The 26,527-nt window shown below is 57.2% G+C and carries 22 protein-coding genes; 13 read left to right on the forward strand and 9 right to left on the reverse strand.

All coding sequences use genetic code 11. The annotated features are described in order from the left end of the window. Position 1: 1 nt before the first annotated feature. From CNE01S_RS01665 to CNE01S_RS01710, 10 genes are all read left to right on the forward strand, one after another. On the forward strand, positions 2-796 hold the full coding sequence (locus tag CNE01S_RS01665) for a metal-dependent hydrolase (protein WP_061272652.1): 795 nt from the start codon (positions 2-4) through the stop codon (positions 794-796). A gap of 301 nt (positions 797-1,097) precedes the next feature. Next, positions 1,098-2,531 carry a PTS glucose transporter subunit IIBC gene (ptsG, locus tag CNE01S_RS01670; protein WP_008453459.1) on the forward strand — a complete coding sequence of 478 codons (1,434 nt, stop codon included), beginning with the start codon at positions 1,098-1,100 and terminating at the stop codon, positions 2,529-2,531. A 332-nt stretch (positions 2,532-2,863) separates the two neighbouring features. Further along, the gene (gene hinT, locus CNE01S_RS01675) at positions 2,864-3,220 is read left to right on the forward strand and encodes a purine nucleoside phosphoramidase (protein ID WP_061272656.1); all 357 of its coding nucleotides are present in this window, start codon (positions 2,864-2,866) and stop codon (positions 3,218-3,220) included. A 4-nt stretch (positions 3,221-3,224) separates the two neighbouring features. Further along, positions 3,225-3,608 carry a YcfL family putative periplasmic lipoprotein gene (locus tag CNE01S_RS01680; RefSeq protein ID WP_061272659.1) on the forward strand — a complete coding sequence of 128 codons (384 nt, stop codon included), beginning with the start codon at positions 3,225-3,227 and terminating at the stop codon, positions 3,606-3,608. Continuing rightward, on the forward strand, positions 3,605-4,246 hold the full coding sequence (gene lpoB / locus CNE01S_RS01685) for a penicillin-binding protein activator LpoB (RefSeq protein ID WP_061272662.1): 642 nt from the start codon (positions 3,605-3,607) through the stop codon (positions 4,244-4,246). Before CNE01S_RS01680 ends, lpoB begins: the two co-directional genes overlap by 4 nt. After that, entirely contained in the window at positions 4,224-5,084 is an 861-nt protein-coding gene (thiK, locus tag CNE01S_RS01690; RefSeq protein ID WP_061272665.1) for a thiamine kinase, read from the forward strand. Before lpoB ends, thiK begins: the two co-directional genes overlap by 23 nt. Continuing rightward, positions 5,072-6,097, forward strand: a complete 1,026-nt coding sequence (nagZ, locus tag CNE01S_RS01695; RefSeq protein ID WP_061272668.1) for a beta-N-acetylhexosaminidase — start codon at positions 5,072-5,074, stop codon at positions 6,095-6,097. The genes thiK and nagZ overlap by 13 nt, the downstream gene beginning before the upstream one ends. 21 nt (positions 6,098-6,118) lie before the next feature. Continuing rightward, complete coding sequence (gene ycfP / locus CNE01S_RS01700) at positions 6,119-6,661, forward strand: alpha/beta hydrolase YcfP (RefSeq protein ID WP_061272671.1); 543 nt, start codon at positions 6,119-6,121, stop codon at positions 6,659-6,661. Between the two features lie 214 nt (positions 6,662-6,875). Continuing rightward, positions 6,876-8,180 (forward strand): NAD(P)/FAD-dependent oxidoreductase, encoded by a 1,305-nt coding sequence (locus CNE01S_RS01705; RefSeq protein WP_061272674.1) that lies wholly within the window; start codon positions 6,876-6,878, stop codon positions 8,178-8,180. A 213-nt stretch (positions 8,181-8,393) separates the two neighbouring features. Then, entirely contained in the window at positions 8,394-8,930 is a 537-nt protein-coding gene (locus CNE01S_RS01710; RefSeq protein WP_061272677.1) for a glycine zipper 2TM domain-containing protein, read from the forward strand. Positions 8,931-8,975: 45 nt separating this feature from the next. Here CNE01S_RS01710 and CNE01S_RS01715 read toward each other — a convergent pair whose 3' ends face one another. From CNE01S_RS01715 to iucA, 6 genes are all read right to left on the reverse strand, one after another. Further along, complete coding sequence (locus CNE01S_RS01715) at positions 8,976-9,995, reverse strand: Gfo/Idh/MocA family oxidoreductase (RefSeq protein ID WP_061272680.1); 1,020 nt, start codon at positions 9,993-9,995, stop codon at positions 8,976-8,978. Positions 9,996-10,125: 130 nt separating this feature from the next. Beyond that, complete coding sequence (gene iutA / locus CNE01S_RS01720) at positions 10,126-12,327, reverse strand: ferric aerobactin receptor IutA (protein ID WP_061272681.1); 2,202 nt, start codon at positions 12,325-12,327, stop codon at positions 10,126-10,128. 122 nt (positions 12,328-12,449) lie between these two features. Then, positions 12,450-13,805 (reverse strand): NADPH-dependent L-lysine N(6)-monooxygenase, encoded by a 1,356-nt coding sequence (gene iucD / locus CNE01S_RS01725; RefSeq protein ID WP_061272684.1) that lies wholly within the window; start codon positions 13,803-13,805, stop codon positions 12,450-12,452. A 3-nt stretch (positions 13,806-13,808) separates the two neighbouring features. Next, the gene (gene iucC, locus CNE01S_RS01730; RefSeq protein WP_061272687.1) at positions 13,809-15,542 is read right to left on the reverse strand and encodes an aerobactin synthase IucC; all 1,734 of its coding nucleotides are present in this window, start codon (positions 15,540-15,542) and stop codon (positions 13,809-13,811) included. Then, a complete protein-coding gene (gene iucB, locus CNE01S_RS01735) occupies positions 15,542-16,489 on the reverse strand; it encodes a N(6)-hydroxylysine O-acetyltransferase (protein WP_061272690.1) in 948 nt (315 codons plus the stop codon). Before iucB ends, iucC begins: the two co-directional genes overlap by 1 nt. Continuing rightward, positions 16,490-18,214, reverse strand: a complete 1,725-nt coding sequence (gene iucA, locus CNE01S_RS01740) for an aerobactin synthase IucA (RefSeq protein ID WP_061272731.1) — start codon at positions 18,212-18,214, stop codon at positions 16,490-16,492. 132 nt (positions 18,215-18,346) lie between these two features. On the opposite strand from iucA, the gene CNE01S_RS01745 reads away from it, so the two are divergent. Both CNE01S_RS01745 and CNE01S_RS01750 read left to right on the forward strand, forming a co-directional pair. Further along, a complete protein-coding gene (locus CNE01S_RS01745; protein WP_061272694.1) occupies positions 18,347-19,558 on the forward strand; it encodes an MFS transporter in 1,212 nt (403 codons plus the stop codon). Between the two features lie 15 nt (positions 19,559-19,573). After that, positions 19,574-20,464, forward strand: a complete 891-nt coding sequence (locus CNE01S_RS01750) for a siderophore-interacting protein (protein ID WP_061272697.1) — start codon at positions 19,574-19,576, stop codon at positions 20,462-20,464. 155 nt (positions 20,465-20,619) lie between these two features. On the opposite strand, the gene CNE01S_RS01755 is transcribed toward CNE01S_RS01750, so the two are convergent. Then, positions 20,620-21,255, reverse strand: coding sequence for a TetR/AcrR family transcriptional regulator (locus CNE01S_RS01755; protein WP_061272699.1), 636 nt, complete (start codon positions 21,253-21,255; stop codon positions 20,620-20,622). Between the two features lie 247 nt (positions 21,256-21,502). Here CNE01S_RS01755 and bhsA point away from each other — a divergent pair, with 247 nt between their 5' ends. Next, a complete protein-coding gene (gene bhsA, locus CNE01S_RS01760; RefSeq protein WP_045782100.1) occupies positions 21,503-21,760 on the forward strand; it encodes a multiple stress resistance protein BhsA in 258 nt (85 codons plus the stop codon). Positions 21,761-21,865: 105 nt separating this feature from the next. Here bhsA and ldtC read toward each other — a convergent pair whose 3' ends face one another. Then, positions 21,866-22,840, reverse strand: coding sequence for a L,D-transpeptidase LdtC (gene ldtC / locus CNE01S_RS01765; RefSeq protein WP_061272703.1), 975 nt, complete (start codon positions 22,838-22,840; stop codon positions 21,866-21,868). Between the two features lie 150 nt (positions 22,841-22,990). After that, positions 22,991-26,437 carry a transcription-repair coupling factor gene (mfd, locus tag CNE01S_RS01770; RefSeq protein ID WP_061272707.1) on the reverse strand — a complete coding sequence of 1,149 codons (3,447 nt, stop codon included), beginning with the start codon at positions 26,435-26,437 and terminating at the stop codon, positions 22,991-22,993. Positions 26,438-26,527: the final 90 nt, after the last annotated feature.

A 26,527-nucleotide genomic window follows, 5' to 3' on the forward strand; every position in this document is an offset into this window, starting at 1 on the left:
TATGTTTCTGGTTGACTCACACTGCCATCTCGATGGCCTGGATTATCAATCCCTGCATAAAAACGTTGATGACGTTCTGGAAAAAGCGGCCTCCAGGGACGTGAAGTTTTGCCTGGCTGTGGCTACTACCCTTGACGGTTATCGGGGAATGCGCGAGCTGGTGGGGGATCGTGACAACGTGGCCTTCTCGTGTGGCGTACATCCGCTGAACCAGGACGAAGAGTACGACGTGGAAGAGCTTCGTCGCCTTGCCGCCGAACCTGGCGTTATCGCGATGGGGGAAACAGGTCTGGATTACTTCTATACGCCGGAAACCAAACCGCGCCAGCAAGAGTCATTCCGCAACCATATCCGTATTGGCCGCGAGCTTAACAAACCGGTGATCGTCCACACCCGTGATGCCCGCGCCGATACGCTGAGCATTCTGCAGGAAGAAAAAGTGACAGAGTGCGGTGGGGTACTACACTGTTTCACGGAAGACAGAGAAACGGCGGGGAAACTGTTGGATATGGGGTTTTACATCTCTTTTTCCGGGATAGTTACCTTCCGGAATGCCGAGCAGCTGCGTGACGCCGCGCGTTATGTCCCGCTGGACAGAATGCTGGTGGAAACGGACTCGCCGTATCTTGCGCCGGTGCCGCATCGCGGTAAAGAAAATCAGCCGGCCATGACGCGTGATGTTGCCGAATATATGGCCGTATTGAAGGGCGTTTCGCTGGAAGAACTGGCCATCGCTACTACGCAGAACTTTGCTGATTTGTTCCACATACCCTTGTCCCGCCTGCAATCTCTCTGAAATTCATAGTTATTTTAAAGCTCGTAATTAATAGCCTAAGCGAGTAAAGTGCACCGCCATAAAATGAGCGGTGCACGCTCGTTTTGAACCATTTGTACGCGTGTTATGTAAATTAATGAAAGTTTTTCGCTCGACTGGCTGAGAAACGTGATAGCCGTCAAACAAAGTTTTCGTTATTTATTTTACTCTGCGTAATAAATAAAAGGACACTTAGATGTCCTGTTTATGAACCGGTTCTCCCCCCGGTTCGATGCGTAAATGCGTACAAAAAAAGCACAAATACTCAGGAGCACTCTCTATTATGTTTAAGAATGCATTTGCTAACCTGCAAAAGGTGGGTAAATCGCTGATGCTGCCAGTCTCCGTACTGCCTATCGCAGGTATCCTGCTGGGCGTCGGGTCTGCAAACTTCAGCTGGCTGCCGGTTGTTGTCTCTCACGTTATGGCGGAAGCGGGCGGTTCAGTCTTCGCCAACATGCCGCTTATCTTCGCTATCGGTGTGGCGCTGGGCTTCACTAACAACGATGGCGTATCTGCCCTGGCTTCGGTTGTTGCCTATGGCATCATGGTGAAAACCATGGCCGTGGTGGCACCTCTGGTCCTGCATCTGCCTGCGGAAGAAATTGCAGCTAAACACCTGGCGGATACCGGCGTGCTTGGCGGTATTATCTCCGGTGCAATTGCGGCCTACATGTTCAACCGTTTCTACCGCATCAAGCTGCCTGAGTATCTGGGCTTCTTCGCCGGTAAACGCTTTGTACCGATCATCTCCGGTCTGGCGGCTATCTTCACTGGCGTAGTGTTGTCCTTCATCTGGCCACCAATCGGTACCGCTATCCAGACCTTCTCTCAGTGGGCTGCATACCAGAACCCGGTTGTTGCCTTCGGTATCTATGGCTTCATCGAGCGCTGCCTGGTACCGTTTGGTCTGCACCATATCTGGAACGTTCCATTCCAGATGCAGATCGGTGAATACACCAACGCTGCGGGCCAGGTGTTCCACGGTGACATTCCTCGCTACATGGCAGGCGACCCAACTGCGGGTAAACTGTCCGGTGGCTTCCTGTTCAAAATGTACGGTCTGCCGGCTGCGGCAATTGCTATCTGGCACTCTGCTAAACCAGAGAACCGTGCAAAAGTGGGCGGGATCATGATCTCCGCGGCACTGACTTCGTTCCTGACCGGTATCACCGAGCCAATCGAATTCTCCTTCATGTTCGTGGCACCGATCCTGTACATCATTCACGCCATTCTGGCGGGTCTGGCATTCCCAATCTGTATTCTGCTGGGTATGCGTGACGGGACGTCCTTCTCTCACGGTCTGATTGACTTCATCGTGCTGAGCGGTAACAGCAGCAAGCTGTGGCTGTTCCCAATTGTCGGTATCTGCTACGCGATCGTGTACTACACCATCTTCCGCGTACTGATTAAGGCACTGGATCTGAAAACCCCGGGTCGTGAAGACGCCACCGCAGAAACCACCGCTGGCGTCACCAGCGAAATGGCACCTGCTCTGGTTAGCGCGTTCGGCGGTAAAGAAAACATCACTAACCTCGACGCTTGTATCACCCGTCTGCGCGTTAGCGTGGCCGACGTGGCTAAAGTTGACCAGGCTGGCCTGAAAAAACTGGGCGCAGCAGGTGTGGTTGTCGCAGGTTCCGGCGTTCAGGCTATTTTCGGCACCAAGTCCGATAACCTGAAAACCGAAATGGATGAGTGGATCCGTAACAACTAAGTTTGTTCGGGGAGCGATAAGGGAGGCGAAAGCCTCCCTTTTTTGTTGCTGACAAAGAGGGAAAAAGCGTGGTTTTTCCCTCTTTGTGGTTATCAGCCGAAAATCAACGCATTGATTTTCCGGTTTTTTAACAAGCCGTCTGGTATTTCTTCTTTCGACGGCGGGTTGTCAGTCGCCCGGAGGGAGGCGAAAGCCTCCCTTTTTTGTTGCTGACAAAAGACGAATTTGTTTTAAAGGCCAGCACTTAACGAAAGAAAAGCGCGCAGAAGGTTGAGTCAATTGAGCGCCTCGCTCATACTCCCAACACCGTTTTCTCCTTCAAGGAACAGCTCATGGCCGAAGAAACTATTTTCAGTAAAATTATTCGTCGTGAAATTCCGGCGGATGTGGTGTACCAGGATGAACTGGTCACCGCGTTTCGTGATATTTCCCCTCAGGCACCGACCCACATCCTCATCATTCCAAATGTGCTTATTCCTACCGCCAATGACGTAAAAGCTGAACACGAGCTTGCGCTGGGGCGCATGATGACCGTTGCAGCTAAAATTGCAGAACAGGAAGGCATCGCCGCTGACGGCTACCGCCTGATCGTGAACTGCAACCGTCACGGTGGGCAGGAGGTGTACCATATTCACATGCACCTGCTTGGTGGCCGTCCGCTTGGCCCAATGCTGGCGCATAAGGACTGATCCTATGTCGCGCTTTTCCCTGAGTCTGTTAGCGATGCTGCTGGTGGCGGGCTGTAGCTCTCGCCCTGCCATTCCGGTGAACAACGACCAAACCCTGGTCATGGAATCTGCGGTGTTGGCGGCCGGGATTAGCGCGGAAAAACCGGATATCTCTCAGCGCAACGGTGCCACGGTGGCCGAATCATCGCTGTATAATGAGCAGCATAAGCCGGTCACGCTGTACTACCGTTTCTACTGGTACGATGCAAAAGGGCTGGAAATCCACCCGCTTGAAAAAGTGCGTACCGTTACCCTCCCGGGGCAGTCTTCGCAGCGCATTGACTCGACTGCAGCCTGGCCGGGAGCCAAAAAAGTACGTCTTTCTCTCTCTGTAAGGAGCGAATTTTGATTAGGGGACTTCATCGTTATCTGGCCGTCACCGCGGTGGCGCTGATCCTGACCGGGTGTATTAATCGTGGCGAACAGCCTGCCCCGGTAGAAGAGGCTAAACCTGGCGTAGAGCAACCTGCACAGCCGGAACCTACCGTGCCAACGGTACCGACCGTGCCGACGCAGCCTGGCCCTGTTGAACAACCAGAGCCCACTATTCCGGCTCAGCCTAAGGTTCGCACCTACGACTGGAACAGCGCCATGCAGCCCATGGTTGGTAAAATGCTGCAGGCTGATGGCGTGACGCCGGGTAGCGTGTTGCTGGTGGACAGCGTCAACAACCGCACCAACGGCAGCCTGCAAACCAGCAGCGCGACGGAAGCCTTACGCGGTGCGCTGGCCAACAACAACAAGTTTACGCTGGTCTCTGCGCAACAGCTCTCAATGGCTAAACAGCAGCTTGGGCTTTCTCCGCAGGACAGCTTAGGCTCGCGAAGCAAGGCTATGGGCATTGCGCGTAACACCGGCGCCCAGTACGTGCTTTACACCAACGCCAGCGGCAACGTGAACACGCCAACGCTGAAAATGCAGCTGATGCTGGTGCAAACCGGCGAAATCATTTGGTCGGGTAGCGGTGCTGTTCAGCAAACCAACTAAAGCATCGCTCGATGCAGTAGTGACTCGATATCTTCCGGCGGCTCAGGCCGCCGGTTGTGTTTCTGCCCTTGAGGGGCTGAGCGGGACAAGTTATCGCGTGGAGACGGTGGCAGGCAGCTTTACGGCAAGAAAGCTGCCCGAACAGCGCTTGCCGGGGATTTCCCTTCGACGGCATCATCGCGCGCTCAGGCAGTTGCCTGCCGGCATCGCACCCGAGCCCTGGTGTCTGGCGGAAGGCTGGCTGTTTACCCGCTGGCTTGACGGCGAGGTTTTGCCGAACCTGGCCCCGCTCACTGAATTAACGGGCTTATTGTATTATCTTCACCGGCAGCCGCGCTTTGGCTGGCGGATAAGTCTGGTCCCGCTGCTTGAGTTTTACTGGCAGGAAAGCGACCCAAACAGGCGAACTCTGGCCTGGCTGCGTGAATTAAAGCGTCTGAAGCGCGGCAAGGAGCCCCGGCCTCTTCGGCTGGCACCTCTACATATGGATGTTCACGCGGGGAATCTGGTGCGGCAACCGGGTAATCGCCTGGGGCTCATCGACTGGGAGTACGCCGGGGATGGCGATATTGCGCTGGAGCTGGCCGCCGTGCTGGCTGCGAACGCAGTCGACGGTGAAGCGCTGCTGGCTCTGTATGCTGCCCGCTCTTCACTCAGCGTCGCTGCCCTTCGTCGCCAGGTTGCGCGCTGGCGACCGTGGATAACGTTACTTATGGCGTCCTGGTATGAATGCCGCTGGCGGCAAACCGGGGAGCAACATTTTATTACGCTGGCAGACGACGCATGGCGCGCGCTGCGGGCGAGCAAACATCAGGAGAGAGTACTTTGGGCCCAGTAATGTTGGATGTGGCCGGCTTCGAGCTGGATGCTGAAGAGCGTGAAATTTTGCAGCACCCGCTGGTAGGTGGTTTGATTCTTTTTACCCGCAACTACCACGATCCGGAACAGCTTCGTGAGCTGGTGCGCCAGATCCGTGAAGCTTCACGCAATCGTCTGGTTGTGGCCGTCGATCAGGAAGGCGGGCGCGTGCAGCGCTTCCGGGAAGGGTTCACTCGCCTGCCAGCCGCACAATCTTTTGCCGCACTTCGCGGCCTGGAAGAGGGCGGCAAGCTGGCGGCAGAGGCTGGTTGGCTAATGGCGAGCGAAATGATCGCCATGGATATCGACATCAGCTTCGCGCCGGTGCTGGATATCGGGCATATCAGCGCGGCGATTGGCGAGCGCTCTTACCATGAAGATCCGTCCAAAGCGCTGGCGATGGCAACCCGTTTTATCGACGGGATGCATGCTGCTGGCATGAAAACCACCGGCAAACACTTCCCGGGGCACGGCGCGGTTACGGCAGATTCCCACAAAGAAACGCCGCACGACCCACGGCCTAAAGCGGAAATCCGCGAGCATGACATGCGCATTTTTGCCTCGCTGATTAGCGAGAACAAGCTGGATGCCATTATGCCTGCCCACGTTATCTACGATGAAGTTGACCCGCGTCCCGCGAGCGGCTCTGAGTATTGGCTGAAAACGGTCCTGCGCGGAGAGCTGGGCTTTAACGGGGTGATTTTCTCCGACGATTTGTCGATGGAAGGCGCGGCTATCATGGGCAGCTACGCCGAACGCGGCCAGGCATCGCTGGATGCGGGTTGCGATATGATCCTCGTCTGTAATAATCGTAAAGGGGCGGTGAGCGTGTTGGATAACCTGTCGCCGGTCAAAGCAGAGCGTGTTACAGGTTTGTATCATAAAGGTTCATTTACCCGCCAGGAGCTGCGTTCATCCGATCGCTGGAAGCAGGTGAACCAGCAGCTGGAAGCGCTGCACGAACAGTGGCAGGCTCAGAAGGCGGGCGTCTAATATTCAGGTCGTGAGGGTGCAATGATTATCTATTTACACGGTTTTGACTCAAACAGTCCCGGTAACCATGAAAAAGTGCTGCAGCTTCAGTTTATCGATCCCGACGTGAGGCTCATCAGCTACAGCACGCTGCATCCGAAGCACGACATGCAGCATCTGCTGAAAGAAGTCGACAAGATGCAGCAGCTCACCGACGACGAACGGCCGCTGATTTGCGGCGTGGGGCTGGGCGGATTCTGGGCGGAACGTATCGGTTTTCTCTGCGATATGCGGCAGGTCATCTTCAACCCGAACCTTTACCCCCATGAAAACATGGAAGGGAAAATCAACAGGCCGGAAGAGTACGCCGATATCACCACCAAGTGCGTGCAGAACTTCCGCGAGAAGAACCGCGATCGCTGCCTGGCTATCCTCTCCCGCAACGACGAAGCGCTGGACAACCGTCGCACGGCAGAAGCGCTGCATCACTATTACGAAATCGTCTGGGACGAGCAGCAGACGCATAAATTCAAAAATATTTCCACGCATCTACAGCGTATTAAGGCCTTTAAAACTTTGGGCTGATTTTTCCCGCGCACTAAAACAGGCCAGCCTCGTGCTGGCCTTTTGTTTATCTTTTCGGCATAAAAATTGATGTATATCAATTTTGGTATGACCAATGCACCCTTCATGTTATTCTCGATAAAGTTAAGCGTTAAACGTGCAGTAACCCTTTGTTAATTAAAGGCTATTTAGATAACTTTTAATTAACAATTGGTTAATATTTTAGGGGGTCAAGTTGACTACACCATTGAAAAAAATAGTGATTGTCGGCGGTGGGGCTGGTGGTCTGGAGCTGGCGACTCAGCTGGGTAAAAAACTGGGTCGCGGCAAAAAAGCCAAAATCACCCTGGTAGACCGTAACCACAGCCACCTGTGGAAGCCGCTACTGCATGAAGTGGCGACCGGTTCGCTGGATGAGGGCGTGGACGCACTGAGCTACCTGGCGCACGCGCGCAACCACAATTTCCAGTTCCAGCTGGGCTCCGTGGTGGACATCAACCGTGAAAGTAAAACGCTGACCATCGCCGAGCTGCGCGATGAGAAGGGCGAGCTGCTGGTCCCTGAGCGCAAACTGCCTTATGACACGCTGGTGATGGCGCTGGGGAGTACCTCCAACGACTTCAACACCCCGGGCGTAAAAGAAAACTGCATCTTCCTCGACAACCCGCACCAGGCGCGTCGTTTCCATTCTGAGATGCTGAATCTGTTCCTGAAGTACTCCTCAAACCTCGGCGCGAGCGGCAAAGTTAACATCGCTATCGTCGGCGGTGGTGCGACGGGCGTTGAGCTGTCCGCTGAGCTGCATAACGCCGTGAAACAGCTGCACAGCTACGGCTACAAAGGGCTGACCAACGAAGCGCTGAACGTCACGCTGGTGGAAGCCGGGGAGCGTATTCTGCCTGCGTTGCCGCCGCGTATTTCCGCCGCCGCGCACAGCGAGCTGACCAAGCTTGGCGTTCGCGTGCTGACGCAAACCATGGTCACCAGCGCCGAAGCGCATGGCCTGAACACCAAAGACGGCGAGTTTATCGAAGCGGATCTGATGGTCTGGGCGGCGGGGATTAAAGCGCCAGACTTCATGAAAGACATCGGTGGTCTTGAGACTAACCGCATTAACCAGCTGGTGGTTGAGCCGACGCTGCAGACCACGCGCGACCCGGATATCTACGCTATTGGCGACTGTGCTTCCTGCGCTCGTCCTGAAGGTGGCTTTGTACCGCCGCGCGCTCAGGCCGCGCACCAGATGGCTTCCCGCGCATTGACCAATATTCTGGCGCAGATGAAAGGCCAGCCGCTGAAAGCCTACAGCTACAAAGATCACGGCTCGCTGGTTTCGCTGTCTAAATTCTCCACCGTCGGCAGCCTGATGGGTAACCTGATGCGCGGCTCGATGATGGTAGAAGGTCGTATCGCCCGCTTCGTGTACATCTCCCTGTACCGTATGCACCAGATTGCGCTGCACGGCTACTTCAAAACCGGCCTGATGATGCTGGTGGGCAGCATCAACCGGGTGATCCGCCCGCGCCTGAAGCTGCACTAAGTTCTCTCTTTCTTCCGCAACCCGGCCACCGTGCCGGGTTTTTTATTGCCCGCAAGCAGCATAAAACTCGGCATATTCCTAAGTGGTGGCTCAGAGTTGTCTTAAACACGTCTTATCACCACACAATCCCGCACTTTTGATCCGTTGTCTGATTTCTCAAAGCTGTCACCGCAGTGCAAAATTAGGTTAACAACAAGGTCAGGAGGATGTCCTGTGAATAAATCAATGTTAGCGGGTATTGGTATTGGCGTGGCCGCTGCGCTGGGCGTGGCTGCGGTAGCCAGTTTGAATGTGTTTGACCGTGGTCCCCAGTATGCACAGGTAGTGTCAGCGACGCCAATCAAGGAAACGGTAAAAACGCCGCGTCAGGAGTGCCGAAACGTGGCCGTGACGCACCGTAAACCGGTTCAGGATGAGAACCGTATTTTGGGTTCTGCCCTGGGCGCGGTGGCCGGTGGCGTACTGGGCCATCAGTTTGGCGGTGGTCGCGGGAAAGATGTTGCCACGGTTGTCGGGGCGCTCGGCGGCGGTTATGCCGGGAACCAGGTGCAGGGCGCGATGCAGGAGGGGGATACTTATACCACCTCCCAGCAGCGCTGTAAGACCGTGTATGACAAATCAGAAAAAATGCTCGGCTATGATGTGACCTACAAAATTGGCGATCAGCAGGGCAAAATCCGCATGGATAAAGACCCCGGCACTCAGATCCCTTTGGACAACAAAGGGCAGCTGGTGCTGAACAAAGCCTGATATCCAGCCTCAAAGAAAACCCGCCATCCGGCGGGTTTTGCGTTTTTAGTGCTCGCCACGTAGCGTTTGTTGCAGCGTAAGCAGCGCCCTAACTTCCTGGATCCTGCGCCGGGTTAAGGCGGGGATTACCTCCGGAGCCTGCTCAAACAGCGTTTTACCCGCAAAAATAACCTCTCCCAGGCAGCGGTCGTAAAGCGGCCCGCTCATATCCAGCTCGGGTTCGCCGTTTACGGTCAGCGTTTCCTTTGTGCCACGCCGGTCGACGGCAATCACTCTGCCGTCTTTCAGTACGATATTTATTCCTTTTTGCCCGCCGGCTGGCCCGGCATATTTGTTCAGCTGCAGCACACAGGGGATACCGCCAATTTGCCCGCGCAGCAGCGCCTGGCCTTCAGCGGTGGTGAAGTCGCCGGGCAAAATGCCGTTGCCGAGCCGGTCTTTGGCCAGCAACAATTCAAGCGCCAGCGACTCGTCGGCACCTGCCTGGACCAGCGTTTCCCGCATCATCGCCAGCACGTGCGTGCCGATATCCACGATAACGCCGTCCGGGTGGCGCAGCTCGCGAGTATCGGGCTCGCCGGTGGCAAAATTGAGCGCGACGGGCTCTCCGGCGGCATTAAAGCCGCTAGGCTCAAGTAAAAAGCCCTCAATACGGTCGATATCTTCCAGGCGCTCAATAAAACGTGCCGCATCGGTTCTCACCATCCAGTGATCCAGGGCAAGAACCCTGGCGGCAACGGCCGGGTCGCATAGCAGGGCGTCAAGTTCATCAAGCTGCTGCAGCGTGGCCGCGACAGGTTTTTCCACCACGACGGGCACCGGGCTTTGCTGCAGCACGCTTTTAAGCATTGGCAGATGCTGGAGCGACGAGGTGGTGATAAACACCAGATCCAGCGGCAGGGCCAACAGCTGCGGCAAAGACGGTAAAAGCGTAATGGATTCGGAATGATAACGCGGCGCAGGATCAAACCCGTAGCAAACCACATCCCGCCGGGAAAGCCGCTGAATCGCTGGGAGGTAGGCCGTTTCTATTACGCTGCCCACGCCAATAAACCCAATTTGCATATCGTCTCCGGTCATAAGAGAGGTAAATATCCCTTATTTTTAAAAGACTATTTTGCGCGGGTCGAGGGATAAACTGTTAGGAAGGGTAAGCGTGTGAACTTGCCCGGCAGGTGCCGGGCAAGGAAGAGGCTTAGAACAGCACGGAGTAGTTCATGCCGAAGGTGCGGCCACGGCCTTTGTAGTCATACAGCGAAGCAGGGCCATAGCCCGGGCTGTAATTCAGAGGCGCACGCTGGCCCCAAAGTGTGGTGTAGTCGCGGTCCAGCAGGTTCTCAACGCTGAAGCTGAGTTTGCCCACCGGAAGCTGGTAGCTGCCGAGCAAATCTAGCGTAGTGTAACCCTTGAGTTCATTCCCTTCGTTATCGCTGACGTCAAACGACGTTGTGCTCTGTACGCGAAGGCTCCACGGGTCCGGTGCCCAGCCAATATAGGCGGTGGCTTTCGATGGGCTGGCGTTTTTAACGGTAACCTTCTCCCAGCTGCCATTCACTTTTGACTCGGTTTTTAAGACGTTGAAGTTAGCCCCGGTACTCCAGTCGGTGTCAGGGATAAAGTAATCCACCGCACCTTCGACGCCATAAACCCGGCGTTTATTGTCCTTCACGCTAATGGTCAAGTCGGTATTGGGGACCACTTCTTTGTTGGACAGGGAGTAGTAGGTGGCAATCTGCGTGCGCAGGTTGTCGCCGGTGTAGCGCCAGCCCAGCTCGTAGGAGTCAACCTTCACGCCCTGCAGTTTGCTGGCGCCTACGTTGACGCTGTTGGTCAGCGGCAGGTGGCCGTTAACCGCCGCGCCATAGGTACCACGGCCGTAGTATTTACCTGGATCCGGCAACTCGACGCCCTGGGAGAAGTTCAGCCACGTTTGCTGGCGCTCGGTGAGGTGCACCAGCAGGCCGGCATTGAACAGGTAGTTGTCGTAGTTGGTGGAGCCGCCAGGGATAGCATCGGCGGATTTTACTTTACCAGAGGCAATTTGCTGCTGCTGCGCGTAGCCGATGAAATCATCGACTTCATTCTTGGTGTACTGGTAACGCACGCCGCCGCTGAGGGTAAAGATCTCGTTGATGTCATAGCTGGACTGCAGGAACGCCGCCATGTTGCTAATGTCATACGCCGGGTAGCGGCCGGTGGTATAGATTTTCTGGTTGTTCAGGCCGCCGGAGGCACTGGCCTGCGCCAGATCGAAGAACATCTGGTTAGAGGTGAAGCGCTCGTGGTCCGCGTCCAGGCCGTAGGTCAACTGCCAGCCGTCGAGAGGCTTGCTGTTCATCGTCAGCTTAGCGCCGTACTGCTTAGTGTCCTGCTGTGAAGAGGAGAATGCCGTGACTTTCTTGCTGGCATTGACCGTCGGGAACGGATAGAACAGCAGCGACTCATCGCGGTAGTAAACCTGGCCCACCAGTTCCTGACCGAGGAAATCGCTGTTGGAATACTGCATGCTGAGCAGGTGGCGCTCGGTGCCCGGGACTCGATCCGAGTTCAGGCCTTTGCTAACGTAAGGGGTGCTCGCGCCGCTGATGGCTGAGAAATTTTTCCCAAGGTCCAGGCCGTAATCGTCATCGCCCTGACTTTTATAATATTGGGTGACTAACTGCAGCTGCTGATTTTCATCGATGTTCAGCGTCCCGGTGCCCATCACGTCCAGGCGGTCGGAATACTGCAATCCGGTCTGGGTATTGTCCAGCAGAGTGGCATCACCCTTGCCGTCATACCATCCACCGAATTTTTGATAGGCAATCGAGGCGCGGCCAGAAATATGGTCGTTCCCACCGGAAATGGCGCTGGCGACGCGTTCATCGTGGTCTTTGCTGCTGTTAAACCCACTCTTGATACCGGTCTCAAACTCTACCTGCGTATCTTTCTGGCCTTTTTTGGTCACGATATTAATAAGCCCGCCGGTACTGCCGCCGCCGTACAGGGAGGTCGCCCCGGAAATAACTTCGATATGGTCAATATTGAACGGGTCGATGGCGTCCAGTTGGCGGCTGTCGATACGGGAAGAGTTGAGGCGCACCCCGTCAACCAAGACGACCAGCGGGCGACCACGCAGGTTCATGCCGTAGTTGGTGCGGGCCTGGCTGCTGACGTCAAGGCCGGGGATCAGCTGGGCCAGCGCGTCTTTAAACTCTTTGCCGCCCTGGATCTGCTGCTCCAGTTCGGCCTGTTCAATCACCCAGGTGGTTTGGGCCATTTCGGCGACGGTGCGGTTGCTGCGGTTGGCGGAAACCACCATCGTCTCGTCACTGGCTTGCTGTGCCACTGCCGGCGCCATCATGGCGAGCAGTAACGGGTTGAGCGCCCAAAGCGTTTGCTTTTTGGTTATCATCATTGTTCCTTCACACGGGCTGACAAACATCGGCCCAAATATGCTGTGTCCTCGTCATTCTTCAATTTGACGCGGGGTTAACGGTTACCCCCGTCCCGCAGCGGCCTGCGTTCCGGGGGATAAACTCAGTTAGCGCCGGGCTGCATTTCGAATGATTTTGAGGAGTAGTGAGTTAAGGACGCAGCGGTATGCTGCGGTTTTTCCCGGCTGCCGCTGCGCCACTGAATCAGCGCGGGCGGCGTACTGAGATCGAACAAATCACGCCCCAGCGCGCGATTCAGAATTTTGGCGGAGCGCCACGCCATCAGGCTCAGCTGCGGCTCGGCAATCCCGTGGGTTTGCATGCTGGCGTTGACCGCGAAAATGTTATTGCCGGCCGGGCCGTTCCACTCCAGCGTAAAGTCATCGCGCACCTTGAAATTACACTCGTCGAGCATCGTCATGCGCGGCATCAGCGGCGAAAGCATTTGCGGCAGCGTTGGGCGGTAGCCGGTGGCAAAAATCACCACGTCGCTGTCCAGCGTGTCATAGCCCTTGTCCAGATGGTGCTCCAGCAGCAGCTGCCAGCCCTGGCCACGGCTTTCAAGGCCGGTGACCGAGCGGCTCGGCAGCAGGCGCGCATTGCGCGGCAGCCCCAGCACTTCAAAGCGGTGATACAGCTCGCGGTAGATAGTCAGCAACGAATCAGCGGTAATGCCGTCGGAGGTCATCTTCTGCTCATCGAGCATTTTCTGCCGCGCGTCTTCATTCAGGCCCACAAAGCCAGTGACGTATTCCGGCGTGAAGTATTCGTTGGCAAACGCGGCTTCATCCAGCGCGTTAAAGTTGTTCCGGCGTGAAACCCAATTCACTTCGGCAACTTCGCCCCATGCGCCACGGAATGCGTTAAGGAACAAGTCTGCGCCGCTTTGCCCGCCGCCAACAACCGTGACGCGTTTCCCGGCCAGATTCGGCAGGCGCAGGCTCATTTCGCTGGCGTGGAAGCAGGTCGGCGTGGCGGTTTTTACGCACGGCGGCAGGTGAGGTTGTTTGCCAATGCCGAGGCAAATATTGCGCGCGAGCGTTTCACCCTCGCCGGTCTGCACCACAAACAGCTTGCGCTGCTCGTCGAAATCAACGCGTTCAACCGTCTGGTTAAACTTCAGGTTGTCCATGCCTTCTGCGGCCCAGCGCAGGTAGTCCGAAAACTCATCACGCGAAACGGTACGCAGCTCGGTGGTCAGAAAGCGGTAGAATTTTTTGCGCTTCACCAGGTAGTTCACAAAGCTGAACGGGCTGGTGGGGGCCACGGCGCTGACCAAATCTTTCAGGAACATGGTCTGCATATGGCAGTCCGGCACTAACATACCCGGATGCCACGCAAAGTCAGGGCGGCTGTCAAAAAACTGGCTGCTAAATCCCTCTGCTTCGTGAGACAGCGCCGCAATGCTAAGGTTAAACGGGCCGATACCTACGCCAATAAAATCAACAGTGTTTGTCATAATTCAATCCCTGGTTACCAGCCACAGCGGGTTTTGCAGATCCTCGAGGTAATTCGGCAGCATGCGGCTGCCGCCGTCCTGATCGGGCCAGGTCAGTTTTACCGGGTTCAGCACAACGCGGATGATTTGTGGCTTAAAGAGTGAGAAAAGCGCAAAACGCGCCGACATTTGCGGGTGTTCCTGCATGTAATCACTCAACACTGCGGCCAGCAGCTGATAAAAGCGTCTCTCCGGCACGCCAAGGCGGGCCATGAGCGGCGAAACAAAGCGCAGCACCGTCACGAAATGACCGGTCTGCAAATCATGAATTAAATAGTCGGCGCTCAGGCGGGCGGTGACGTCCCGCACTTCCTGAGGCAGGGAGTCCATCTCCGGGAACTCATCCTTCACCAGACGCATGTCGCCCTGGAAATCCTTCAGCAGCACGCGCTGCGGCACGCCGTCTTTCATGGCGAGCGTAATATTTTGTCCGTGGGCGATCAGCGCCACGCCGTAGCGGCAGAGCAGGTGATACAGCGGCACCACCACCACGCGGAACATCTGCGTGAGCCAGGCTTCCGCGTCCAGGCCCGAGCGGGCGATATAGGCCCCAATCAGCGGCCGATTGTTTTCATCGCACTCCATCAGGGTTGCCATCAGAATCGGCGTTTCGTCCGGCAGCAGCCAGCGGCTCGGATTCTCGCGCCAGATAACGCCGAGCATCTCCTGGTAGCGATAAGGTGCCTGGGCAAGCGCGGCGTAGCCTTCATGAGAAACATAGCCCGCAGCCGGTTCGCCGAGGATAACCGCCCCGGTTTTCACCAGCGTGCTGTCCGTGGTGAACACGTTTTGCAGCCAGCGGGAGGCGAGCGGCCCGGCGGCAATGTATTTGCCCGGAATGCCGCGATAGCAGGAAGTGTTGTAAATCGTCAGCGGCAGCTTGACGTCTAAACCGCCCTGGCGGCTGGCGTTAGTGAGCGTGCGCAGCGACTGCTGGGCCAGCCACTGGTCGCCAAATTCGCCGAGAGAAACCATCTTGCCTTCGGCGAGATCGGCCACGAAATCCAGCGCGATTTTCTGCTGCCACTGCCACGGATGCACCGGCAGCGGAAGCCAGCCGTCATCCAGGCCGCTGGCCTGCCACGCCTGCGTAAAGCGGGCCAGTTCCTGCTCGTCCATCGCCGCGGCGATGAGCTGCTGGATATCCAGCTCGCTGTCGCAGCGCCAGACCATATGCTCGCGCTTCACCGCCAGCCAGTGTAGGCGGAAAGTGTTGGCATACTCCGGCGCATAGCGCTCCAGCGCCTCTTTGCCCCAGCCACGGCGGCCCTTGTTAAAGGCGAACTTCGGATGGCCGCTGAGCAGGCACTGTAGGTGGTCAGCGTCCAGATCGATAAGGTTATCTGCGCTCATGCCACGACGTGCGTTCAGCAGTTGCAGGTCGCCCAGCAGGGTGGCGTACAGATCCTGCATGTGCTCGGCCACGGTAGCGTCGCTCATCGACAGCACCGGCTTGAGCTGCATTAGCAGCGTTTGGGCTAACACAGGCTCGTCCGCGCAGCGCAGCGTCTGTGCATCAATCCACAGCCAGCCCCAGATGCCGCGCTCGGCGTTAAAGTGCCATTCGGCACCGGCTAAGCTGATGCAGTAGCGATTTTCGCCCAGCGATTCGGCCTGAAAAACCTGTTCGTACTCCAGCTCGGCCAGCATTTTTGCCACCAGCTGGCGGTTAACAAAATCCCAATCCTTGCGATTCATTACAGGCCTACCTCGCTAAAGAAGTTGTGGCGGTTAGCCATGACCAGGCGCGAGCGCTTATGCGGGAAATCAAACTCTTTGATCGTCACATAGCCCGCAGCATCCAGATGCTTGAACAGGCGCTGATTGTCGGCGCGCGGCTCCAGCACGGTATGCTGCGTGCGCGGCTCGTCCAGCAGCAGGTAGTGAGTCAGCCCGCGCAGCCAGCTTTGCACATAGTGCGCGCCGCGCCACTGCTGCTCGCCCACCAGCAGATGCAGGCCGCGGTCAAACGGCTGCCACGGATAATGGCGGCCGATGCGATCTTCCGCTGCCCAGTAAATTTCGAAGTAGCTGAACGGCTGGTCGTCAAAGCAGCCGATCAGTGGAAACGCATGTTTGCCGGTAAGCTGGCGCGCCAGGTACGCGGTTTGTACCTCCAGCGAGCCGCTTTGCTCCCAGAAATAGTCCACGCGCGGATCGTTCATCCAGCGGGTAAATTGCTCTGCATCCTGCGCCGGATCGGCCACGCGGAAGCTTAGCGTTTTGCGAACGCGCGGATCGTAGCGGCGATAAACTTCCCCCGTCGGACGAGCGGGGCGCAGCGGGAAATAGATTTCGCGTTCAGCGTCAAACACCATCTCGCCGGAAGCCTGATTAGCCGGAGCACTCAGCCACAGCGGCAGCTGCCAAAAGGTCGCGCGGTGAACGATGTCGCTTTTAAGCAAATCGAATAGCACCAGCGCCTGCGGCTCTTCCCGCCATTCGGCATAAGGCAGCACGATAGAAGTAAGCTGCGGCGCCGCAACGAACATCTGATCCAGCGCATCACGCAGCCAGCCTGCAGGCAGTTCGCCCGGCCAGTGCAAGACCGCGCCGCCGTCCTGGCCCCAGCCAAGACTCAGAGGCTTATCGAGCTTTTCACAGCGCAGCCCGTGCCCGCCGTGAACAATAGATGCCTGAAACATTCAGCCCTCCTGAGCCTGCAGCGGGTTCACAAAGTCGAAATAAATCACCGAAGGATCGACGATGGTGTTTTCGTTATGGTCGTGCAGGTAGCAGAAGAAGTTACCCTTCACGTTCCAGTGCGGGCTTTCCAGCACGTAGTCGAGGCAGGTTTTATGGGTAACCTCATCGCGCACGGCGCTAAGCGCACTGCGTACACGGCCCATCAGGTTCACTTCGCTATCCAGGCCCGCGGCGCCGAGCGCGGCGGTCACGGCGAACGTAGAGTTCACCAGCAGGTAATAAGGGAAGTAGCGCAGAAGCTGTTCGCGGGTGAAGACGTTCTCCGCCTGTGCTTCGCCTATCATGTCTAGCCAGCCCGCAGCATGCGGCATAAAGGCGCTGCCCTGGCAGTCGCGGTAGATAAGCCCGACCGGCAGATCCTGCTGCATCTCCACCAGAATGTTTTGCTGGTGAGCCAGTAAAACCAGGCCGTAATCCGCTTCGGCGGTAAACAGCGGCTTCAGCACCTGCTGGCAATACGCCTCGACCCAGGCGTGTGCGGCCTGTTTGGGCGTAATCCCCAGGCGGCTGCTCAGGCGATTAACCGCGGCAACCAGCAGCGAATCACCACCGTCGGGAGCAGACTGCGTCAGGGAGACCAGCACGTTAGTCTGGCTCTGTGGTTGCTCAACCAGCAGGTTCTCACGCAGGGCAAACAGGCTTTCTTCCATGATATTGCCGTGCAGATCGCGCAGCCCGGCCCAGCCGTCTTCCTGCATCACGCGGAAGGTTGGGAAGCGGGCCTGCATCGTCTGCCAGCGGTCAGTTTGCGCGAGTCGTGCCAGGCGCATGCCGCGTTTAACTTCTTTTACCGACAGCGTGCGCACGGAGTTGGTCAGGCGCACGCTCAGAGAGAATTTGATCATGTCGCGGCTGGTGGCGCAGTACAGCGAGCGTGATGAAGTGGTCGGTAGCCACGGGGCTCCAGCCTCTCCTAAGTCTTTCACCAGTCCTTTAGCGACCAGCTGCTGGCACCAGTCCTGCTCCAGCAGATAGCCTGCCTGCCAGGGATGCAGCGGAAACAGCCATTGATTGTCGCTGAGTTCGCTCAGCAGCTGCGGCGCATTTTCAGCGGCAAAGCGCGTCAGGCGCTGCTGCAAATTGAGATGCAGACTTTCACCCGCCAGGTAGCTTTTATCTACGGCAAACCAGCGGAGCGGGAAATGCGGGGCGAAGTCGGGCAGGTAGCGCTCGGCTTCCTGCTGGTTAAACGGCTCGTGGGATTTCGGCGCCGGGTGGAAGGCGTGTCCCACCAGCAATGCCTGCTCGGCTTCACCAAAATTCAGCGCTTTTTCGCGCAGCCCGTTCCAGTCATGACGGGCTTCAATCGCCTGCTGCGTGTGGGCATGGCTTTCCATTACGCGCTGATAAAACGCCTCGCAGCCGGTGGCCGGCAGCATTTGTTGGTGCTGGAGCTTGTCAATAATCAGCTGGGAAAGGGTGGCGAAGTCAATCGGCTGACTGCCGGTGGCGTTGACCAGGCGAGCCGGGAATTCGAAGCGGTGATGCTGGGTGGGGGAGAAATAGGCCACTTTGAAGTGGAGCGCCTGCTGTTCTCCCAGGGGGATAATGAGTTCGGCTGGGTGGCTGTCGGTCAGTCGCCAGTCGCTGGTTTCACGGACAAGGGAATTAAGAAAGCACTGTGCGGCCACATCCCAGGCCAGAGTTTTATTTGGCAAAGTCATCATCAAACAGTTTCCACGCGTTATGATAATGCGAATTCTGCCGATAACGTTTCTCATTATCAATAACAATTGTTAGAATCGCTAAAATAAATTTTACAAATACGCACAATCAATCCACGGGTTAGTAACATTGTGACATCTCTTGAACTGGCGGATTCGCCGCAAAAATCCCTTTCCTGCTGGCCACTTGCGCTGAGCGCCGGGCTGCTTGGCGTCGGGCAAAATGGCCTGCTGGTTGCGATCCCGGTGCTGGTGATGCAGACACATTTGAGCCTGTCCGTCTGGGCGGCGCTGCTTACCCTGGGGTCGATGCTGTTTTTGCCGTCCTCGCCGTGGTGGGGGAAACAGATTGCGCGCCTGGGCAGTAAGCCGGTGGTGCTCTGGGCGTTGGGAGGATATGGCGCAAGCTTTATGCTGCTGGGGCTGGGAAGCCTGCTGCTGGCAACGAATGCCGTAACGGGCGTCGTCGGGCTTGGCATATTGATTGTGGCGCGGGTTATCTACGGCCTGACCGTGTCGGCGATGGTACCGGCCTGCCAGGTCTGGGCGCTTCAGCGTGCAGGGGAAGGCAAACGCATGGCCGCGCTGGCGACGATAAGCTCCGGGCTGAGCAGCGGCCGCCTGTTTGGGCCGCTTTGCGCCGCCGGCATGCTGGCGATTCATCCACTGGCCCCGCTGGGACTTCTGATGGTGGCGCCTCTGCTGGCGCTGGTAATGCTGTTGCGTTTACCGGGTACACCGCCGCAGCCCGTCGCCGAACGTAAAAGCGCTCGCCTTCGCCCGGATTGCCTGCCTTATCTGCTGTGTGCCTTGCTGCTTTCGGCCTCGGTCAGCCTGATGCAGCTGGGGCTTTCTCCGGCGCTCGCCCGCCAGTTTGCAACGGATACCGCAGCGATTAGTCACCAGGTGGCGTGGCTGCTTAGCCTGGCGGCGGTGGCCTCGCTCTCCGCGCAGTTTGGTGTTCTCCGGCCACAGCACCTGACGCCGATGGCGCTGCTGTTAAGCGCCGGACTGCTGATGATCGTCGGTCTGGCAATGATGATTTCTGGTCAGCTGTGGCTGTTTTATGTTGGCTGTGCGGTGCTGTCGTTCGGGGCCGCGCTGGCGACGCCTGCGTATCAGCTGCTGCTGAACGACAAGCTTGCCGACGGAGCCGGGGCGGGCTGGGTTGCGACCAGCCACACGCTCGGCTACGGGCTTTGCGCCATGCTGGTGCCGCTGGTGTCAAAAACCGGGGCCGACGCGGCGCTGATTATGGTGGCCTTTTTGGCCGCCGTGTTATTTACCGTGGTGTCTGGCGTTATCTGGCGCAGCCGTCACCGTTCACGTCATTCTGCAATTTAAGCGTAAGGAAAAGTTATGGCTGGAGTTCAGGGCTATCGTCTGTTCAACGTTCAACTGGCGCGGAAAACGGCCGTGTCGCCTTCGCTATTGAGCCTGGTGTTTAGCGGGCCGGAGGTAGCACAGATGAAATGTGACTCACCGGATCAGCGCATTAAAATGCTGTTTCCTTCCGAAGACGGGACGCCGCCGTCGCTGCCCGCCGAGGGACAGTGGTATCAAATTTCCCTGGGGATGCCGAAAGAGAAGCGCCCGATTATTCGCACCTATACGCTGCGCCATGTTGATCCTGCCCGCCAGGAAGTGACCGTGGAGTTTGTCAGCCATGGCACCGAAGGCCCGGCTTCTGCATGGGCGATCAATTCGGTGCCCGGCGATGCGATTCAGATCGTGGCGCCTAACGCAGCTCATCCGGAAGACAGCGGTGGCTATGAGTGGACGCCGCCTGCCGGGTTGCGTAACGCGCTGATTGTTGCCGATGAAACCGCGCTGCCTGCCGCGCGCGGCATTCTGGAAATGCTCGCGCATCAGGCACATCCTCCGAAGGTGCAGGCTTTCTTTGAAGTCCCGGAAGAGGGCGACTGCGTGGACTTAAGCGCTTATGGCTTCGCTGAGATCAACTGGCTGCCGCGCAAAACCGTCTCCGCGACGCACGGTGAATGCCTGATTCAGGCAGTAAAAATGCAGGCGAGGGTGCCGGAAAGCGGCCATCATGAAGCCGTCCAGGAAGAGGCGGAAGGCGAGCTGCTATGGGATAAAGCCACCACCGGCAGTAACGAGTTTTACGGCTGGGTGGCGGCGGAGTCGACGGTGGTTAAGCTCCTGCGCCGCCATTTGATCGGCGAGCGCGGCGTTGAGCATGAGGCCATCAACTTTATGGCCTATTGGGCGAAAGGGCGCGTTCGCTAATATACTCGTCATACTTCAAGCTGCAGGTGCGTTGCCTGCACCTGCTCACCTCAGTCACATAGTTAGCTATGTTCCTGAGGATTCCCAGTCTTGACGCCTTCCTGCAACTCGAATTATTTAAAGTATAAATAAGGCGGCCATTGGCCGCCCCAGAATCAGATCTTCTTCAACTGCGGCATTAACATCACCGTGGTTTTCACAATCTGCATTAACTCTTCATAGCTGGCGTTCTCACGGGCGCTGACCGACATCCCCTGAATGATGCAGCACAGGTACTTCGCCAGGCAGCGGATATTGCGCTCTGCCGGGATCTCACCTTTTTGCTGGCGTATTTCAAGGAAACGCACCAGCGTTTGTTCCTGCACGGCATGCCGGGCTTTTATCGTCGCGGCAATGTCTTCCGACGACGCGGCCAGCACCGATGAGGTACAGATGATAAAGCAGCCCGATGGGGTACTTTTGTCGGTAAAGCACTGCGCGACCGCAGAGAGATAATTCTCCAGTGCGGCCTCCATGGTCTGCTCTTCACAGAACAGGCAGGCTTCGTGCTTAGCCGCAAAACGCGCGATGTAGCGATCCAGCACCGCGCGGAACAACCCTTCTTTGTTGCTGAACTCCGCATAGAGCGTTGGGGCTTTTGCCCCGGTGGCTTCTACCAGATGCGCCATGGATGTTGCTTCATAGCCATGCTGCCAGAAGAGTGTCATGGCCTTGTCGAGTGCTGCTTCCCTGTCAAACACCTTTGGACGGCCACGGCTTTTTTTGCTGCAACTTAATGTCTCGGTTGCCATACCTGCCGTTTAACCTCTGTCTAATTAGTGAACACTTATTATAAAAATAATCGGCGGCGGTAGCCAGCGCCACGTTATGAAAAATAATTATTTCTTATCACGATGAAAAATAGCGCTTTTTTTAATTAATTAACGATCGTTATTAAAATGTGTTGACGCGTGATGTAGATCACGTTTATGATTTATTTATCGATCGTTAACTAATTAAGTTTAACGACCTAACAATCACCTGCTTAGGACATAAATCATGAAAACCTTAACTACGCTGTTCGCTGCCGCCGTTATTAGCTCACTCTCATTCGCAAGCTTTGCGGCGGTTGAAGTTTCCGCTACGCCTGCCGGCCAGCAAAAAGTCGGCAACATCAGCGCCGATGCGGGCAGCAACCTCTCTTCCCTGGAAGAACAGTTGGCCGCGAAGGCCGATGCAATGGGCGCTAAATCGTTCCGTATTACCTCCGTTAACGGTCCGAACACCCTGCACGGTACTGCCGTCATCTATAAATAAGCCAGACGTTAACCCTCAATACGTTTGACCTTATTCGTTATATGCCACTGCAAGCAAAAGGCCCCGTCGCGAGACAGGGCCTTTTTTTACGCATCAATCCTGAATCTAGATTTCGTTTGCTGGCTGCTCAGCCGTATGAGCATTGACGTTGACCGGCATCCCGGAGCGATGCTCCATGGCCTGTTCCATCACCTGCGCATCGGTCTGCGGCGCGTTGCGGAACTTGGTCATCTGCTCATTCAGCACAATCGGCAGGACTTTAGGATCGTCATCAATCGCTTTGGACAGCGGCTGGTGGACTTCAACCAGGCGTGAGCCGTCTGGCTCAACGGAGGCTTTGATTGGCGTGTTGATAATCCGCACCGAAGTGCCAACCGGCACCGTATTAAACAGCGCTTTGATATCGCCGTCGCGCAGGCGGATACAGCCGGAGCTGACGCGCATGCCGATGCCGAAGTCGGCGTTGGTGCCGTGCAGCAAGTAAACGCCGCCGAACGCCGCCAGACGAATTGCATGGTGGCCCATCGGATTATCCGGCCCGGCAGGGACGACTGCCGGAAGTTTTACGCCCTGCGCCAGGTAGCGCGCACGAATATTGGCCGTCGGCGTCCAGGTTGGGTTCGCTCGCTTGTCGGAAATTTTTGTCACCATTGTTGGCGTTAGCGTGTCGCCGCCCAGCTGGCCAATGCCAATCGGATAAACGGTGACGCTATTTTTCCCAGCCGGGAAGTAATACAGGCGCAGCTCGGCGAGGTTAATCACGATGCCCTCGCGTGGGACGTCCGGCAGCAGCATCTGGCGTGGAATCGTCAGTACGCTCCCGGCGCGCGGCACGTAAGGATCGACGCCGGGGTTAGCCTGTAATAAAGCCAGGAAGCCGACGTTATATTTTTTCGCAATGGCCTCCAGCGATCCGCCGTCGTTGGCAACCTGGTGGAACAGGTTTTTGCCAATCAGGCGGCTGTTGGCGGCGGGAAGCGGATAATCGTTAGCGCTGGCGGGCAGCGCCATAACGACAGCGCCCAGTAAGGCTGCGGCGGTAAACCAGCGGCGGAAAGACAAAGTACGCGATGCAAACATAGCTTAAACCCTGCGATTTTAATGGCTAATTTTTGAGGCAGACAAACGCCAATTATCGCTGAGCAGCGTGTCGGGAAGTCCTGGGGATTGCAAAGAATGTGTAAATGTCACAGAACGTTGCGCCTTACCGGGTGGTAAGGCGCAGAGGTATCAGGCCGCGGCGTTTTCTGCCAGGCTGTTCATAAAGTTACGCACCCAGTCCATGCGCGTTTTCCTGTCCTCAAGCTCCTGGAAGAACTTCAGGCGGGTCGGGCCGTCAAGCCGGTAATGCTGCGGCTGTTTCTGCAGCAGGCCAATCAGCCACACCGGATCGACGTGGTTTTTCTCCGCAAATTCGATGGTGCCGCCTTTTTCATTGCCCTCAATCTTACGTACGCCAAGCTTCTGTGCCTGCTGGCGCAGCGCGGCGATATCCAGCAGATTACGAGCTGCATCCGGCAGAAGGCCAAATCTATCGATAAGCTCAACTTTCAGCTCGTCCAGCTCGTGCTCACCTTTGGCGCTGGCGATGCGCTTGTAGAACGACAGGCGAGTATTCACGTCAGGAATGAAATCATCCGGCAGCAGGGCGGGCATACGCAGCTCGACTTCCGTCTGGCTGTTGGTGAGATCTTCCAGCGACGGCTCGCGGCCCTCTTTCAGCGCGTCAACGGCGTTTTCCAGCAGCTCCATGTACAGCGAGAAGCCGATAGTTTCCATTTGCCCGCTCTGATCTTCGCCCAGCAGTTCACCCGCACCACGAATTTCAAGGTCGTGGGTAGCCAGCGCGAACCCGGCACCTAAATCTTCCAGCGAGGCAATGGCCTCCAGGCGTTTTTGCGCGTCGGTGGTCATGGATTTTGGATGCGGCGTCAGCAGCCAGGCATAGGCCTGGTGGTGCGAGCGCCCGACGCGGCCACGGAGCTGGTGTAGCTGCGCGAGGCCAAAGTGGTCGGCCCGCTCGATGATAATGGTGTTAGCGGTCGGAATGTCGATCCCGGTTTCGATGATGGTGGTACACACCAGCACGTTAAAACGCTGGTGGTGGAAGTCGTTCATCACCCGTTCCAGCTCGCGCTCGCGCATCTGACCGTGGCCGATGGCAACCCGCGCTTCCGGCACCAGTTCGGCCAGCTTGTCGGCGGCTTTCTGAATGTTTTCGACGTCGTTGAAGAGGTAGTAAACCTGGCCGCCGCGCAGCACTTCACGCAGGATGGCCTCGCGTACCACCAGGCTGTCGTACTCGCGCACGAAGGTTTTTACCGCCAGGCGACGGGCCGGAGGCGTGGCGATAATCGACAGGTCCCGCATGCCGCTCATCGCCATATTCAGGGTGCGCGGAATTGGCGTCGCGGTCAGCGTCAGGATATCCACATCGGCACGCATGGCTTTAATGCGCTCTTTGTGGCGCACGCCGAAGCGGTGCTCTTCATCGACGATAAGCAGCCCCAGATCACGCCATTTCACGTCGGCCTGCAGCAGCTTGTGGGTGCCGATCAGAATGTCGATTTTCCCTTCGCTGGCTTGTTCCAGAATTTGCGTTTGTTCTTTAGCGCTGCGGAAGCGGGAGAGCATCTCAATGCGCACCGGCCAGTTGGCGAAGCGGTCGCGGAAATTGTCGTAGTGCTGCTGAGCCAGCAGCGTTGTCGGCACCAGGACCGCCACCTGCTTGTTGTTCTCCACCGCCAGGAACGCAGCGCGCATCGCCACTTCGGTTTTGCCGAAGCCGACGTCACCACATACCAGCCTGTCCATCGCCAGCGGGCGACACATATCGCTCAGCACGGCGTTGATGGCCTGGGCCTGATCCGGCGTAGTTTCAAACGGGAAGCTGTCGCAGAACAGCTGGTACTGCTCGCGGTCGTGCTTAAAGGCAAAGCCTTCTTTGGCGGCACGCATCGCATAGATATCCAGCAGTTCGGCGGCGACGTCGCGGACTTTCTCCGCCGCCTTCTGCCGGGCGCGGGACCAGGCATCGCTGCCGAGTTTATGCAGCGGCGCGTTGTCGTCGGCGCCACCGGCGTAACGGCTAATCAGGTGCAGAGACGAAACCGGGACGTAGAGTTTGGCGTCGCCCGCGTAGGTCAGCATCAGGTATTCGGCGGTAATGCCCCCGGCTTCCAGCGTGGTGAGCCCGGCGTAGCGGCCCACTCCGTGTTCCAGGTGAACCACCGGCTGGCCAGCATGCAGTTCGGCCAGGTTGCGGATCAGCGTGTCCGGGTTAATCGTGCGGCGGCTGTCCTGACGGCGACGGCTGACGCGTTCGCCCAGCAGGTCGCTTTCGCAGATCAGCGCCCGGTTGCGCAGGGTATCGATAAAGCCGTGCTCGCTGGCGCCGATCGTCAGATAGCGGCCGGTGCCTTCGGCTTCTTCCAGGCGGTAAATGCGTTTTGGCGCGACTTTAATGCGCCCGAGCAGTTCGCCCAAAGCCTCGCGGCGGCCTTCGCTTTCGACCGAGAAAATCACCGGCCCGGTAAAGGACTCGAGGAACTTACGCAGGCTGTCCAGCGGGGCTTTTTGCTGTGCCTGAACGGCCAGATCCGGCAGCGCCTGGTAACCCAGGTTCACGTTGGCGGCCTTTTTCGCCAGCGAGTCCGTTTTAAGCTGCACGCGCGGCCAGGCTTTCAGCTCGCTAAACAGCGAATCGGTTTTCAGCCACAGATCTTCCGGCGGCAGAAGAGGGCGCATCGGGTCCACGCCGCGATTCTCAAAGCGGGCGTTCGCGTCCAGCCAGAAGCGTTCGGCGCTGGCTTCCAGATCGCCGGTATTCACCAGTAGCGTGTTGGCCGGGAAATAGCTAAACAGCGTTGGCAGCGGTTCGCTGAAGAACAGCGGCTGCCAGTATTCGATCCCGGCAGGCAGCGTGCCTTTACTGACCTGCTGATAGATATGCTCGGCGTCACGCTTAACGTCGAATTTGTCGCGCCACTGGCTGCGGAACAGTTCAATGGCATTTTTGTCGGTTGGGAATTCATGTGCCGGCAGCAGGTTGATGGCGTCAACTTCTTCCAGCGTGCGCTGGGAATCGACGTCGAAGACGCGCAGGCTGTCGATTTCATCGTCAAAGAAGTCAATGCGGTACGGCTGGTCGCTGCCCATTGGGTAGAGGTCTAGCAGGGCGCCACGGGTGGCGAACTCGCCGTGCTCCATTACCTGATCGACGCTGCGATACCCGGCCTGTTCGAGCTGCGCGCGCAGGTTATCCCGCGAAAGGCGCTGGCCTTTTTTCATCACCAGCGCGTGGCCGTGCAGGAAGCTGTGCGGGCAAACGCGCTGCATCAGCGTATTCACCGGCATGATCAGCACGCCGCGCTGCATGGTCGGCAGTTGATAAAGCGTGGACAGGCGCGACGAGATGATTTCCTGATGCGGCGAGAAACTGTCGTAAGGCAGCGTTTCCCAGTCGGCGAGATTGACCACCAGGTTGTCGGTGAACTGGGTGATTTCATCGTGCAGGCGCAGCGCGTTCTGCATGTCCGGAGCAATCAGTATCACCGGGCCGCTATGGCGTTCAACGATTTCGGCGACTTCGGTAGCGCAGGCCGAACCGGTCAGCTCGCCCAGCAGGCGTTGTTCTGCGGCTTTTACGGGTAAGGAATAGCGATAGTGTTCAGGCATAGAAAGCGTCAGGATCTCGTAGGTTGTGCCGTCGGCCTGAGGGCAAACGGTGCGCGAGCCATTGATAAGCAGTTGGATATTATTATCCCC

It is taken from the genome of Cedecea neteri NBRC 105707 = ATCC 33855, assembly GCF_001571265.1.
In the GTDB taxonomy this organism is placed as follows: Bacteria; Pseudomonadota; Gammaproteobacteria; order Enterobacterales; family Enterobacteriaceae; genus Cedecea; species Cedecea neteri.

Coding starts and splice junctions, on each gene's coding strand:
- ldtC (WP_061272703.1), bottom strand. CDS start 22,840: ATGTTTGCATCGCGTACTTTGTCTTTCCGCCGCTGGTTTACCGCCGCA.
- bhsA (WP_045782100.1), top strand. CDS start 21,503: ATGAAAACCTTAACTACGCTGTTCGCTGCCGCCGTTATTAGCTCACTC.
- CNE01S_RS01715 (WP_061272680.1), bottom strand. CDS start 9,995: ATGCAAATTGGGTTTATTGGCGTGGGCAGCGTAATAGAAACGGCCTAC.
- CNE01S_RS01750 (WP_061272697.1), top strand. CDS start 19,574: ATGGCTGGAGTTCAGGGCTATCGTCTGTTCAACGTTCAACTGGCGCGG.
- iucB (WP_061272690.1), bottom strand. CDS start 16,489: ATGTTTCAGGCATCTATTGTTCACGGCGGGCACGGGCTGCGCTGTGAA.
- mfd (WP_061272707.1), bottom strand. CDS start 26,437: ATGCCTGAACACTATCGCTATTCCTTACCCGTAAAAGCCGCAGAACAA.
- ptsG (WP_008453459.1), top strand. CDS start 1,098: ATGTTTAAGAATGCATTTGCTAACCTGCAAAAGGTGGGTAAATCGCTG.
- CNE01S_RS01665 (WP_061272652.1), top strand. CDS start 2: ATGTTTCTGGTTGACTCACACTGCCATCTCGATGGCCTGGATTATCAA.
- iucD (WP_061272684.1), bottom strand. CDS start 13,805: ATGACAAACACTGTTGATTTTATTGGCGTAGGTATCGGCCCGTTTAAC.
- iucA (WP_061272731.1), bottom strand. CDS start 18,214: ATGACTTTGCCAAATAAAACTCTGGCCTGGGATGTGGCCGCACAGTGC.
- hinT (WP_061272656.1), top strand. CDS start 2,864: ATGGCCGAAGAAACTATTTTCAGTAAAATTATTCGTCGTGAAATTCCG.
- iucC (WP_061272687.1), bottom strand. CDS start 15,542: ATGAATCGCAAGGATTGGGATTTTGTTAACCGCCAGCTGGTGGCAAAA.
- CNE01S_RS01680 (WP_061272659.1), top strand. CDS start 3,225: ATGTCGCGCTTTTCCCTGAGTCTGTTAGCGATGCTGCTGGTGGCGGGC.
- CNE01S_RS01755 (WP_061272699.1), bottom strand. CDS start 21,255: ATGGCAACCGAGACATTAAGTTGCAGCAAAAAAAGCCGTGGCCGTCCA.
- iutA (WP_061272681.1), bottom strand. CDS start 12,327: ATGATGATAACCAAAAAGCAAACGCTTTGGGCGCTCAACCCGTTACTG.
- ycfP (WP_061272671.1), top strand. CDS start 6,119: ATGATTATCTATTTACACGGTTTTGACTCAAACAGTCCCGGTAACCAT.